11 protein-coding genes and 1 pseudogene are annotated in these 12,636 nt (G+C 41.9%); 2 read left to right on the top strand and 10 right to left on the bottom strand.

Going from position 1 to position 12,636, the window contains the following annotated elements:
* Positions 1-105: 105 nt before the first annotated feature.
* The gene (locus ACR5KR_RS33135; RefSeq protein ID WP_448269562.1) at positions 106-546 is read right to left on the bottom strand and encodes a thermonuclease family protein; all 441 of its coding nucleotides are present in this window, start codon (positions 544-546) and stop codon (positions 106-108) included.
* A 764-nt stretch (positions 547-1,310) separates the two neighbouring features.
* On the opposite strand from ACR5KR_RS33135, the gene ACR5KR_RS33130 reads away from it, so the two are divergent.
* Positions 1,311-3,797: a single-stranded-DNA-specific exonuclease RecJ gene (locus ACR5KR_RS33130; RefSeq protein WP_448269560.1), complete on the top strand. Its 2,487-nt coding sequence runs from the start codon at positions 1,311-1,313 to the stop codon at positions 3,795-3,797.
* A gap of 290 nt (positions 3,798-4,087) precedes the next feature.
* Here ACR5KR_RS33130 and ACR5KR_RS33125 read toward each other — a convergent pair whose 3' ends face one another.
* The 8 genes from ACR5KR_RS33125 to ACR5KR_RS33090 form a co-directional block, all read right to left on the bottom strand.
* The gene (locus ACR5KR_RS33125) at positions 4,088-5,434 is read right to left on the bottom strand and encodes an NAD(P)/FAD-dependent oxidoreductase (protein ID WP_448269558.1); all 1,347 of its coding nucleotides are present in this window, start codon (positions 5,432-5,434) and stop codon (positions 4,088-4,090) included.
* Positions 5,435-5,773: 339 nt separating this feature from the next.
* Positions 5,774-6,562 (bottom strand): SDR family oxidoreductase, encoded by a 789-nt coding sequence (locus tag ACR5KR_RS33120; protein WP_448269557.1) that lies wholly within the window; start codon positions 6,560-6,562, stop codon positions 5,774-5,776.
* 18 nt (positions 6,563-6,580) lie between these two features.
* Entirely contained in the window at positions 6,581-7,402 is an 822-nt protein-coding gene (locus ACR5KR_RS33115) for an NADPH-dependent oxidoreductase (RefSeq protein WP_448269555.1), read from the bottom strand.
* A 101-nt stretch (positions 7,403-7,503) separates the two neighbouring features.
* The gene (locus ACR5KR_RS33110) at positions 7,504-8,616 is read right to left on the bottom strand and encodes a sulfonate ABC transporter substrate-binding protein (protein WP_448269553.1); all 1,113 of its coding nucleotides are present in this window, start codon (positions 8,614-8,616) and stop codon (positions 7,504-7,506) included.
* Between the two features lie 148 nt (positions 8,617-8,764).
* Positions 8,765-9,526, bottom strand: coding sequence for a class II aldolase/adducin family protein (locus ACR5KR_RS33105; protein ID WP_322695135.1), 762 nt, complete (start codon positions 9,524-9,526; stop codon positions 8,765-8,767).
* Positions 9,510-10,184, bottom strand: a complete 675-nt coding sequence (locus ACR5KR_RS33100) for a hypothetical protein (RefSeq protein ID WP_448269551.1) — start codon at positions 10,182-10,184, stop codon at positions 9,510-9,512. The genes ACR5KR_RS33105 and ACR5KR_RS33100 overlap by 17 nt, the downstream gene beginning before the upstream one ends.
* Before the next feature lie 68 nt (positions 10,185-10,252).
* Positions 10,253-10,459: an RRXRR domain-containing protein gene (locus ACR5KR_RS33095; protein WP_445629402.1), complete on the bottom strand. Its 207-nt coding sequence runs from the start codon at positions 10,457-10,459 to the stop codon at positions 10,253-10,255.
* A gap of 118 nt (positions 10,460-10,577) precedes the next feature.
* A complete protein-coding gene (locus ACR5KR_RS33090) occupies positions 10,578-10,841 on the bottom strand; it encodes a hypothetical protein (RefSeq protein WP_448269550.1) in 264 nt (87 codons plus the stop codon).
* 523 nt (positions 10,842-11,364) lie between these two features.
* On the opposite strand from ACR5KR_RS33090, the gene ACR5KR_RS33085 reads away from it, so the two are divergent.
* Positions 11,365-11,739: a hypothetical protein gene (locus tag ACR5KR_RS33085; protein ID WP_448269548.1), complete on the top strand. Its 375-nt coding sequence runs from the start codon at positions 11,365-11,367 to the stop codon at positions 11,737-11,739.
* Positions 11,740-11,916: 177 nt separating this feature from the next.
* Here ACR5KR_RS33085 and ACR5KR_RS33080 read toward each other — a convergent pair.
* Positions 11,917-12,168, bottom strand: a pseudogene (locus ACR5KR_RS33080) (ISAzo13-like element transposase-related protein); the annotation flags it as partial.
* Positions 12,169-12,636 lie beyond the last annotated feature (468 nt).

The raw sequence follows: 12,636 nt of genomic DNA, 5'->3' as shown, positions 1-12,636 counted from the left end.
TTCAAGACGCGATGAATTGCTTCTCTACATTAGGGTTTTGTTGCTCATTATGAATTGGATTTTTCTAAAATTGCTCCAGGTTATTATAACTGATAATGTCAGCGCTTACTTAGTATGTAGTTTTAACTGCAATTTTGATTGTTGCCACAAACCCAAATGCTTATTTTTAGCATTAGCTTCTGCAATTAAAAATTGGGTTTTGGTTTCATAGCAATTTTGTAAAGATTCTTGGTCAACGACGGCATTACCTGACTCTACCAAAAGGAGATTTACTGACTGATTATCTACAAACACTTCACCGGCTGGACGACCATTTTTTAGTTGTTCTGTACTTCTAATTACGACAGGAGTTTGAAGTGGTAATAGCTGTTTTAACTTTTGTGTTGCTGCTAAACCATAGCGCTTGTCAGTTGCCTCTGGTGCGTTAATACACGCTAACTTGACTATAGTTGTTTGTCCTGCATTATCTTTAACTAAAATTGTGTTCCCGTCTGTAATACCAACTACTGTACCTAGCACTAAGATTAGTTGAAGTAATTCCATCATTTTATATGTAATATTTTATACACAAATAGAATTTTATTTCGGTGCTTAGGTTAGTAGTGTGATTTCGCTCACAAATTACAGATAAAAATTATCTAAAGATTCTACTAGAGACATCGGCTATTTATATACAAAAAAATTATGAGATTTTACTTAACTAAATTTAAACTCATACAACAATTAAATAGGTAAAACTAAGCTGTATCATTGTAAGTAAAGTGAAATAATTATATAAAATTATGCGTGCTTAACTTCAGTTTTTTACGGTTTCGATGATATTGTTGTACTTGAATTGAAGTTTGATGACCAGATTATCTGAGCAATTACTAGGAGCTTTCTTCACTCTTCTAAACTCGACTTTATCCAAAATTAAGAACTCGCTTTCTTTATCCAGCGAAAACCCTAGCTTTTTGGCAAATACTTTTTTCACGTCACAGATTATAGATGAAGTTAAAAAAGTAAAACTACCGTCCTACAAAAGTTTCAGCTTAAGCGATTCGCGTTGCGAAAAAAATGGATAAAGTCGAGCTAAAAGAATGTCTGAAAAGTTTTTTATATACACTAACCTTTGGAGATCCCCCTAAATCCCCCTTAAAAAGGGGGACTTTAAGACTCTTACTTCCCTATCTTTTTTAAGGGGTAAGGGGGTTAGGGGGATCAACAAATATTTGATACTTCTCAGACATCCTCTAAAAGTCAACTCCACAGATTTACAAATTATCATTGTATTTTAAGAGTTTTAACTTCTAAATCCTAACTTTGTTTGTATGCCAGAACAACAGCAGTGGACTATAACAGCAACTGAACAACTACCAGAGTGGTTTATCCAAGCAGTGAAACAGTATACACCTGCATCAAGTGGACTGTATGCAGCGCAGTTGTTGTGGCAACGGGGTATTAAAGATCGTCAACAATTAACAGCTTTTATCAACTATAAAGTTTATCAACCAGCAAGTCCCTTTGAGTTTGGGCAAGAAATGCATTTGGCGATCGCACGGTTGCAACAAGCGTATAATACTAAAGAAAAAATTGCCATTTGGGGAGACTTCGATGCCGATGGGATTACCGCTACATCGGTACTTTGGGATGGATTGGGACAGTTTTTCGCTCAAAATACTCAGTTAGTTTACTACATTCCCAATCGCCTGAAAGAATCCCACGGACTTAATAATCAAGGGATTGATAATTTAGTAAAAGAAGGTTGCAAATTAATTGTTACTTGCGATACAGGTAGCACAAATGTTGAGGAAATTATCTATGCTAAACAGTTAGGTATAGATGTAATAGTTACAGACCATCACACCTTACCAGCCGAACGCCCACCTGTTGCAGCGATTATCAATCCTCGCTATTTTCCAAAGGAACATCAGTTATTTAATCTTTCCGGGGTGGCGGTAGCTTATAAGTTGGTGGAAGCACTATATCAAAGCTTGCCCAATGTTGCTAAATATCCCTTAGAAGATTTATTAGATTTAGTTGCAGTTGGATTAATTGCCGACTTAGTGCAATTAAGTGGAGATTGCCGTTACTTGGCACAGATGGGAATTCAACGACTGCAAGAAGATTTTAAACAGCCAGCAGCAGCGCGGCGGCGACCAGGGGTGGGGCGATTATTAGAATTGTGTCAGAAAAGTGGCGATCGCCCCACAGATATTTCTTTTGGTTTGGGGCCAAGAATTAACGCCGTTAGTCGCATCCAAGGCGATGCCAGTTTTTGCGTGGAATTATTAACTAGTCGGGATGTCAAACGTTGTAACGAACTCGCCGAAGTTACAGAACTCGCCAACGCCCGCCGCAAATCTTTACAAAAAGATGTGCAAACACAAGTGGCGCAAAAACTTACTCAATTAGATTTATCAACCACCAGCGTCATTGTCTTAGAAGATGCCCAATGGCCTGCGGGTGTATTGGGTTTAGTTGCGGGACAGATAGCACAAGAAACAGGACGCCCGACAATTTTGTTGAGTACGGAAGGAGCAGGGGAAGCAGGGGAGCAGGGGAGCAGGGGAGCAGGGAGCAGGGAGCAGGGAGCAGGGGGAGCAGGGGAAGCAGGGGGAGAAATTACTTCTTTATCTTCTAACTCAGAACTCAGCACTCAGAACTCAGCACTCGTATTAGCTCGTGGTTCCGCTCGTTCGGTTAATTCTGTCGATTTATACCAGCTGGTGAAAGAGCAAGCACATTTATTACATCGCTTTGGGGGACATCCCTTTGCCGCTGGTTTGAGTTTGTTAGTGGAGAACATTCCTTTATTTACAGCGGCGATTAATCAGCAGTTGCGCCAATCTTTAGGTAGTACAACTTTAACGCCAACTGTACAAGCAGACTTGACAGTAACGGTAGCCGACTTGGGGAAAGAGTTATTTTTGGAACTGAAACTGTTAGAACCTTGTGGAATGGGTAATCCTGTTCCGAAATTGCTAATTCAAAACTGCTGGTTTGAAAATTCTTGGCATCGCAATCAGCAGGATTGGCAAGGGAAAAAGGTACAGTACATTAAAGCTGAGTTTGATATTCGGGATGATTCTAGCAGAAGTGCTTTTCCTGGCTTATGGTGGGGACACTACAAAGATGAATTGCCTATAGGAAGGTGTGATTGCATAGCAGAATTAGACTACAACACCTTCAAAAAACGTTATGAAATCAGATTGATTGCCGTGCGTTCTTCTGCTAACTCAGCACTCAACACTCAGCACTTACCACTCATCTTAGACTTACGGAATCAGGAACACTCAGCAACTCAACATGGGCTAAACGCCCCGCTACCGCTAACAGGGCTAATTATTGAAGATTGTCCCACGAATTGGGATGATTTACGTATGTGGTTGCGGCGATGTTTGGCGATCAGCCGCTCTACGTCTGGGCTTGAGAATCAGCAACAATTAGCGATCGCTTGGTCTAAACCTAACCATCAACCACCCAATCAAATTTGGCTGACTCTTGTCGGAATTGCTAAATATCTCAGTCGCACAAACCAAGTAGTTACCCGCAGACAACTTTTAGAGAAAATTGGCATTAGCGACCAAACTTTACTTGTCGGCATCAAAGCCTTAAAATATTTAGGGTTCACAGTTCAACGACAAGACCGTTCTTTACAAATTAGTTGGAATCCAAACGATAGTGCCGAAAACCTAGCTGACGAAGCAGTTGCACGATTTTTAGCTGCGGTTCGAGAAGAACAATTTCAGCAACAGTATTTTGCGGAAGTTCCTTTATCTACGATTGTGGCGATCGCTAGTTACGACAACAAATAAGTCCTATCGGATTCGATCCCGGAAGTTATATCAAGTCCGGCTAATTACTTTTACAGCGATTTTCAGGTAAATGAACCACAAATAGACCTCTCTCTAAACCTCTCTCCTCATAGGAGAGAGGTTTTGATTTTCTCCCCTTCCCTTGTAGGGAAGGGGCTGGGGGTTAGGTCTCATAATTGTGGTCTAAATAATGAAAACTGCTGTAATCACCGAATCTATGCAGAAAGCCCAAAAGCTCCTCTCCTCTGCACCGTTACTGTCTTAATAATAAGTCTTTACCGAACATGATATTACAGAAGTGTCCCAGAAGGCTGTTGCACCCTCTTGTTAAGAGTTTTTCCTTCTACAAAACCATCTCGACCAGTAATCAATCTAGAGCGACGATTACGAGTGATATAATTCCATCCCCACTGAATTGCTACTACTACTTTAGTGTCAAACTCAATTAAGAAGTAGATGTGAACTACTAGCCAAAACAGCCAAGCAATGAAACCTTTGAGTTTGACTAAGCCTAAATCTACAACAGCTAGATTTTGCCCAATCATCGCCAAAGTACCTACGTCATTGTAACGAAATTGTGGCAAAGTCTCACCTTGCAACCTACGTTTAATGAGTTTAGCTACATACTCTCCTTGTTGTTTAGCTACAGGTGCAACACCAGGTAAGGGTTTACCATTTTGATGGGAAAAGTTGCCTAAATCTCCCACCACAAAAATGTTGTTATAACCCTTGATAGACAAGTCTGGTTCTACAATCACACGTCCGTCGCGATCGCACTCTACACCTGTACTTTTTGCTAGGGCTTTCCCCATAGGCGAACCTTGAACACCTGCTGCCCACAAGATAGTTTTTGAGGTAATTTCTGTCAATTCATCGCCTTGTCTGAAAGTAACGATGTTACCTTGAATATTTGTCACTCTGGTGTTGGTATAGACAGCCACACCCAACTTTTGCAAAGATTCTGCTGCTACTTTCGATAATTCTGGTGAAATGTGTGGGAGGATGCGATCGCCACCTTGCAATAGTAAAATTCTCGCTTCTGAGGTGTTGATGCTGCGGAAATCTTCTGTGAGAGTTTGGTATGCTAATTCTGCGATCGCGCCGGATAATTCTACACCGGTAGGCCCACCGCCGACAATCACAAAAGTCAACAAAGCACGGCGTTTTTCTGGATCGGTTTGTTTTTCTGCTGCTTCAAATGCCGAAAATATCTGGCGGCGCATTTCTATGGCATCTTCAACAGTTTTCAAGCCAGGAGCAAATTCTTTCCAATTATCTTTACCAAAATAGGAATGGTTAACACCTGTGGCGACAATCAAAGTGTCATAAGGTACTACTTCATCACCCAAAATAACTTGTTGCGCTTTTGGATCGATATCATTTACCTCTCCCAACAACACTTTTGTATTCTTGCTTTTGCTGAATACAGATCGTAATGGTGCAGAAATATCAGCAGGTGATAGCGTACCTGTGGCAACTTGATATAAAAGCGGCTGAAATAGATGAAAGTTACGTTTATCAATGAGAGTAACATCTACATTTGCTTTCTTCAAAGCTTTTGCTGTATACAGTCCACCAAAGCCGCCACCAACGATCACAACCCGATGTGGTGCATTCTTTTCAAGTGAGACTTCCATAATCAATATTTCCTTGTGTTAAGAAGTTGTAACTATTCTTAACAAAGATGTAACAGCATTATGAGAGTGGTTGCTGTCTATTTAGAACAATTGAAGAAATGATGAAAGTAGTCAAAGTTAGTTTTTCGAGGAAGGTAGTGTTTCGACTACGCGGCAGTTGAGCGTAGTCGAAACTCAACAACCGGGCAGAGGAAGGCTTGCCGTGAGCGTAGTCGAACGGGGGCAGGAGAAAACTGCGTAAGGGTACGATGACTCGCTAGCCGCCAGTCGTAGAGAATTCATTTTGAATTCTGACTCCTGACTCCTGACTCCTGAATTCTGTTCGATGGATCGAGCCGCTCAAAATGTGCTTTGAATAATTCCGCCATCTACTTGCAGCATGACTCCGTTCACAAATGAGGCTGCTGGTGAACTCAGAAATACCGCAACATTGGCAAACTCTTCAGGTGTCCCCATACGACCCAAAGGGACTGTCTCATTGATTCTAGCAATTTCTGCTTCTTTCGTTTCACCACTTTTAGTGATGCGGGCATCGATTAATTCTTCTACCCGTTCTGTATATGTCCAGCCTGGAAGAATACTGTTGACGCGAATTTTATCGCTACCCAGTTCTTGGCTGAGAGTTTTCGTTAAACCAATCACTGCTAATCGAATGGAATTAGATAAAACCAGATTTTGGACTGGTTGTTTAGTTGAGGTTGAGGTGATGGTCAGAATTGCTGGTGCGCTAGATTGGCGTAAGTGAGGTAAAGCATACTTTACCAGACGTACCGCACTCAGCAAAGTCAAGTCGAGCGAAGTTTCCCAAGTTGCCAAATCAATATCATCAAAAGTGCCAGCAGGTGGGCCTCCGGCGTTGGTAACGAGGATATCCAACCCGCCGAATTTTTCCACTGTGGCATTAATTATCCGTTCAATATCTTCTTGAATGGTAACGTCGGCACGCAGAGGTAGCACTTCTGTACCTGTTTCGCTTGCAATCTGGGCAGCAGTTTTGTCAATTAACTCACTGCGGGCGCAGATGGCAACTTTTGCACCCTCACGGGCAAATTGCCTCGCTGTAGCTTTGCCCAAACCTTTACTAGCAGCTGTCACTAAGGCGACTTTGCCACGGAGTTGCAAATCCATAATCTTGATTATTCTTGTTTACAACAATTGAAAGCCAAGGTTATTGAGAGCTTCACGCAAGCGATCGCGTCCTCTCAATGATTCTACAGTGGCGATGCGTTGGGCTGAGTGTTCTGACCAATCGCCAGGAACATTCATCTTTTGTTCAGTATAGAATTCTTTGATGATGTCGTTGTAGTGAGCGATCGCTTCTTCTTGTTCTGCCAATTTATACGTTTCACGATGCAGCACAGCTGACTGGGGCAACCTTGGCTTAATCGCTGCTTCAATTTCAGGATTTGGATAGCCCACACACAGCCCAAATACAGCATACACAGAAGAGGGCAAATTCAATATCTCTGCTACCTCTTGCGGGTGGTTCCTGATTCCACCGATATAGACTGTTCCTAAACCAAGTGACTCAGCTGCAACTGCGGCATTTTGCGCTGCCAACGTTGCATCAATTGTTGCCATTACAAACATTTCCAAATATTCCAGCGCATCATGAGATATGCCGCGACTGTCAGCAACGTGACTTAAACGCGCCAAATCTGCTAACCAAACCAAGAATAAAGGAACCTGCTTAATATGTGCTTGGTTTCCCGCTAGCTTGGATAACTCCTCTTTGCGCTGTCGATCTTCGACTGCTACCACACTCCAAGTTTGCAAATTCGAGGAAGTAGATGCAGATTGGGCGGCTGCAATTAGCAATTCCAGAGTTCCCGGTGGTAAAGGATCGGCTAGATAAGACCGAATTGAACGGTGAGATAGTAGTGCTGTTAGCGAATCATTCCATGCAATTTCGGGATTGAAGGGAATTTCACCGTAGCGCGATCGCAGTAATTCTGTAGGATTAGTCATAATCAATTCCAAGATTTACATTTTCAAATTTGCTACTAATATCAATTTCATCTGTAGGTGCATACATTTCTATGCCCCTACAGCCGATTCATTGTACTAGTTTAAGTTTTTGGTGAGAAAGCAGCATATTCTTCTTTTGTCAACATTGCATCCTTCACATTTATCTGTTTGGGAATTAACTTCAATTTATAATATGTATCTGCAACACCTTGTTGTAGATTTATCAAATTATCGTCAATTGGTACAATCCCAAAAGTCCGTCTGTTAGTTGCTTTTTTCATCGTTTCTAAATCAATTCCTAACACAGGTGCGAGAGTTTTTGCTACCTCTTCTCGATTCTGTTTAGACCATTCTTCGAGATTTTTAATTTCCTCCACTATTGCCTTGACAGTTTGGGTATTTTCAGTGACAAATTTGCGAGTCATCAAATAATATCCTCCCTGTTTATTAATTCCTGTGCCATCAATCAGAACTCTGGCTTTAGTTGCCTCTTGAGCCGCAGCATAGAAAGGGTCCCAAATTACCCAAGCATCCACACTCCCTTTCACAAATGCAGCACGAGCATCAGCCGGAGCCAAATATTTAGGTTCAATGTCTGTATATTTCAATCCTGCTTTTTCTAAAGCTTGGACTAACAATAAATGGGCACTAGAACCTTTTTGAAAGGCAACTCTTTTGCCCTTCAAGTCAGTAACTTTTTGAATTTGCGAATTTTGAGGAACAAGAATTGCAGAACTAGCCGGAGTAGCCGCAGTACCAATAACGTAAGTTAGCGATGTTCCCGCTGCTTGGGCAAATATTGGCGGTGATTCTCCCACAGGACCAATGTCAATACTACCCACATTCATGGCTTCTAGTAGTTGTGGGCCTGCTTGAAATTCAGTCCACTTTACAGTAATACCTTCTGGCGCCAGACGCTTTTCTAAAACACCCTTAGTCCTTAGCAAAATGGTAGATTTTTGATAGCCAAATCTGACTACTTTACTAGAAGCAGAATTAGCAACAGATGTGGCACTGGGATTAGGGACATTAACAGTCGGTGTCGATGAACAAGCAGCAAATAGCAAGCTCAGACAAAGACCTGTAACAAAAGCTCCCACTGTTGGTAAAGGGGAAGAAAAGAATAATTTATGCTGGTTGTTAAACGGGATATTCCTGAATTTTACCAACGATATCCACTTGGGAATTAAGCGGCGAAAGATTTGGTTAATCATCAAAATGATTTCTCTGAGATATATGAATACTATAAACTTATAGGTTTACCGGAGTATATAAATAAATTTTTAATTGACATCAAAATAGCGGGAAGTAAGTTAACTGGAAACTTCCCCGCCGATTATGCCAATGCCAAAAAACACAGCATTAATTTAGTAAATCAGGTTCTTCGCGTACAATGCGATCGTAAAGCGGCTGGAAACTGAACCACCCACTTACATGTGACCCCACTTGAGTTTGTGTTAAACGGGCTGTTTCGTGTTTGATAGTAGTGGGTCTACCCGCAGCTTCAGCCAACAGTTGGCCTTGGCACGATCGCTCTAAGCTAATGTACCAAAAGGCAGCTTCATCGACTGTATGTCCCACAGTTAAAATGCTATGGTTACGTAAAATTATGGCTTTCTTTGGCCCCAAGGCTTGCGCTAATCGCTGACCTTCAGAAGTTTCTAAAACAACACCTGTAAAATCGTCAAACAGGGCATGGTCTTCGTAAAAAGCACAAGAATCTTGAGTCAAGGGGTCAAGGAGACGCCCCAAACTAGACCAGGCTTTACCATAAAGTGAATGAGCGTGAGCCGCGGCGATGACATCAGGTCGAGCTTCATGAATCTGAGAATGGATGGCGAAAGCAGCTTGGTTTACCTCAGCATCGCCTTTAACCACTTCACCTTCTTTGTTAACTAAAATCAGGTCAGAAACTCGGATATGACCAAAGTATGCCCCGAATGGATTGACCCAAAAATGGTCTGTAAACTCAGGATCGCGAGCCGTAATATGGCCTGCGATTCCCTCACTGAAGCCAAACTTACCAAACAGGCGAAAGGCGGCGGCGAGACGTTGCTTGCGGTGGAGGCGTTCGTCTTCAACTCGCTCGAAAACTGGGGGTTTTGGTCTAATATAATTGGCCATGTTCTTTTTCCTCCTCTTCTTTACAGGGAGCGTTGGAATATCCAGAGCGAAAGGATTTGACGCTGTGAAATTCTGGGATGAACTGGTGACGCAAAATACAACCAGTATCATTACCTAAAATATGGATGGATACAGATGCGCTCTGGGATGTGGTTTTAACAGCGTGGATATCACCATCTGGTGGTAAGAGGCGGTAGATATCACCTGGTTGAAGGCTACGCACTTCAGTTACTTGTAATTGTGCGTGTCCTTCTACATCACTGTTATCTACACGGCGATAGACTGTTTCTTCTTGATCGCCCTTGTATAAACCAATCAATCCCCAAGCTAAATGATCGTGGACAGGAGTTGTTGAACCTGGGGGAATTACCAAACTGAATACCGACAGCGAACGATCTTTAGCGCGATAAAGCAGCCATTGACCAATACCGCCACCCATCCGGCTTTCGAGATTAACTTGGGCAAACTTTTGGGGTAGCCATTGCTGTTGGGCAAGGAGTTCTTGAAAATAGGGTTCTAATCTAGCGAGAGTTTGTGTGCGATCGTTAACAGCGCTAGCGCTAATTTCTTGCACTGTTGCTACAAAGGATCGTAGTTTTTGGCTCTCAATAAACCATTGGTCTTCTGGTAACGGTTCTAAAATAGTGTGGTTCGTCATCTATATTCCTCTGTTTAGGAGGCGGTAAAGATTAACTAATTACTAAGTTGTAAATCGTAATTAAGAATTCAATTACGATTTATTTTAATACCAGGATGAATCTTAAAGCCAAGTTGCTCAAGTTTTAGATGAGAAAGGGACTCCTTCAGAATGATAGTAAAAGGATATCGCTGAAATACAGTAGCTTTACCTTGTGACAATAGCAGCCTAGCATGGCTGATGCGTACTGGATATAACGGTTGTTTGTTGGCATCGAGAATCAATACTTTAGTCATACAATTTTGAATTTTGAATTTTAGATTGGGGACTGGGAATTGGAAAAATTCCCTTACTGAGTTAGGGAACAAGAAAATTATTCTTCCCGCTCCCTGCCCCCCGCCCCTGTGCTCCTACTTAGCGGTGGGGCAAATAGTTGCAGCAACATCTACCCTTTTCGGTAGAATTTTTTGCTCTAGCATCCAGTTTGCTGTCTTCTGGTTTTAATAACAGGTACTTACCTGCACCAGCCTGATTTACAGCAACTTTTTTACCTACAAGGTCAGCGGGCTTACGGTTAGGAGAATCACCACGGACTACGATCGCACTCGCCAATGATTCCGGTCTGGGACGCTGGACAGCCCCAATGCAAAGCTCCTGATCGGCAGCAATAGCTGACAATCCAGGAATGTCTCCACACCAGCCGATATCGGTTTTATTACTCCTTTTATTAAAGAAAAGATAAGAATGAGAGTCTATATGTCAACTCCAGCACTCTTGTCTTTACTGCTTATTTAGAAATATTCCAAGGAATAACTTATCCAATTCTGTGGGGTGTCTCGCAATCATTTGTAGTTAGATATTTTTATTGGGAAGTTTCTTAACTATGATGTTAGCTGCCTCAAGTACGGTAAGTCGGTCGAATAACCGTTGAATTAACTACAAGGGAAAATTATCACATACAAATTTAAAAAGCAAGTCGATTGTCATAATTCTGGATGGGAGCAACGTCAAAAGGTGGGATTGTCCATATCATCTAAATATGTATCGTTCGTCCACAATGCCAAAAAGCAAATATGGTCAACCTAGAAGCTGAAGATCGCAAACAATTAATAACTCTCCTCAAAGATTTACCAGAACTGGCTACAGAGCGATATCGCGTCAGCAAATTTTGGAGCTAGCAGGTTTAAAACAGGTAATACCCATGATCAATCTTTCAGGTGCTTCATTTGTGGCAGTTAGTGAGATCGTTAGCTATCTATCTAATTACGGGCGTTTAACCTATGATCATGAGGCGCTGGGGCTGTTATTGAATACTTTGAAAAGCCTTATGGGAGTTCAGCAGCAAGAATTTTTGGATATGCTACTGACTAAGTATGACATGATGACCCCGATCGCAAGATTACCTGCTATCAATCAGTGGCAAGGGGGGAAAACGACTTCAGATGTATTAGAGAAAATAATTGGTGAGAATACCCTACGCCCAATCTCATTTTTACAGCAGGGACTTCAGGTAGCGCGGTCAGTTGGCTATATTGGGGTAAGGGACTTCCAAAGAATAAATTGTCCCAAAAATTAATCTTTTGGCAGTTACTCAATAATGATAATCCTTATTAAGGGGAAGAGAGCGGCAGCCGTCGGCTGCCGCTCTCTTCCCCCCTTTGTAAGCATGAAAAAATCTACACTCGCACGAGCAAGCCGCAAAGTGAAGTTATGTTTATTTAAGACTATAAAGCTGTAAATTACTATTTATAACTTACGTTTTGGCAAAATTAATATCAATAAACCAATTACCCAGATTGGGAAAAAATTCGTTTTGAGAATGAGTCAAACGCTCAATTTGTTTCTCAATTTCCGACATAGCTTTTTTTGTGAGTTTCACTCCGGTGGCGTAAGTTTGAGTAACTAACTTAACAATTGGATGTTTACCCTTCCATGTCATACTAGCAGCCAAGTTTAAAGCCGTTTCTATTTCATCTAAGATGCTGCCGTTCCAATGATTTTCTAAGGGACTTCCAGAAAATAAATTATCCCATTTCACCCCTATCAATACGACTTGCTCTCCCCCTGCTCCCTGCCCCACTTCGACTCATTTCGGCTACGCGGTAGTTGAGCGCAGTCGAAACTCAATGACCAACGCTCAGTGACCTCCTGCCCCCTGCCTTCTAAGCGACGGAATATTTTTTAATTGGAAATCCCTAACCTTTCCCCAACATCTTGGCATTTGTTACTTTTGTAAGAAGTCTATTGTGTTGAGTGCTTTTGGCAATTTGGCATCCAAAGTTTTTCTGTTGTAGTTTTAATTTATATATCAACAGGGTTACAGGGACATTGAGAAAATTCTACAAGGGATTAATTCCCATCTCAAAATCCCACCCAATGGCCAGTTGTTGACGTTCACGCTCTCCCAACCACCTTAAGGTGGATGCAGCACAAGCGTCACCGCTTCATCACCACAACTGGCTAGAAATCAAAC

The organism is Nostoc sp. DSM 114159, assembly GCF_053470285.1.
This window is presented reverse-complemented; position numbering and strand designations above follow the sequence as displayed.

Coding starts and splice junctions, on each gene's coding strand:
- ACR5KR_RS33135 (WP_448269562.1), bottom strand. CDS start 546: ATGATGGAATTACTTCAACTAATCTTAGTGCTAGGTACAGTAGTTGGT.
- ACR5KR_RS33130 (WP_448269560.1), top strand. CDS start 1,311: ATGCCAGAACAACAGCAGTGGACTATAACAGCAACTGAACAACTACCA.
- ACR5KR_RS33125 (WP_448269558.1), bottom strand. CDS start 5,434: ATGGAAGTCTCACTTGAAAAGAATGCACCACATCGGGTTGTGATCGTT.
- ACR5KR_RS33120 (WP_448269557.1), bottom strand. CDS start 6,562: ATGGATTTGCAACTCCGTGGCAAAGTCGCCTTAGTGACAGCTGCTAGT.
- ACR5KR_RS33115 (WP_448269555.1), bottom strand. CDS start 7,402: ATGACTAATCCTACAGAATTACTGCGATCGCGCTACGGTGAAATTCCC.
- ACR5KR_RS33110 (WP_448269553.1), bottom strand. CDS start 8,616: ATGATTAACCAAATCTTTCGCCGCTTAATTCCCAAGTGGATATCGTTG.
- ACR5KR_RS33105 (WP_322695135.1), bottom strand. CDS start 9,526: ATGGCCAATTATATTAGACCAAAACCCCCAGTTTTCGAGCGAGTTGAA.
- ACR5KR_RS33100 (WP_448269551.1), bottom strand. CDS start 10,184: ATGACGAACCACACTATTTTAGAACCGTTACCAGAAGACCAATGGTTT.
- ACR5KR_RS33095 (WP_445629402.1), bottom strand. CDS start 10,459: ATGACTAAAGTATTGATTCTCGATGCCAACAAACAACCGTTATATCCA.
- ACR5KR_RS33085 (WP_448269548.1), top strand. CDS start 11,365: ATGATCAATCTTTCAGGTGCTTCATTTGTGGCAGTTAGTGAGATCGTT.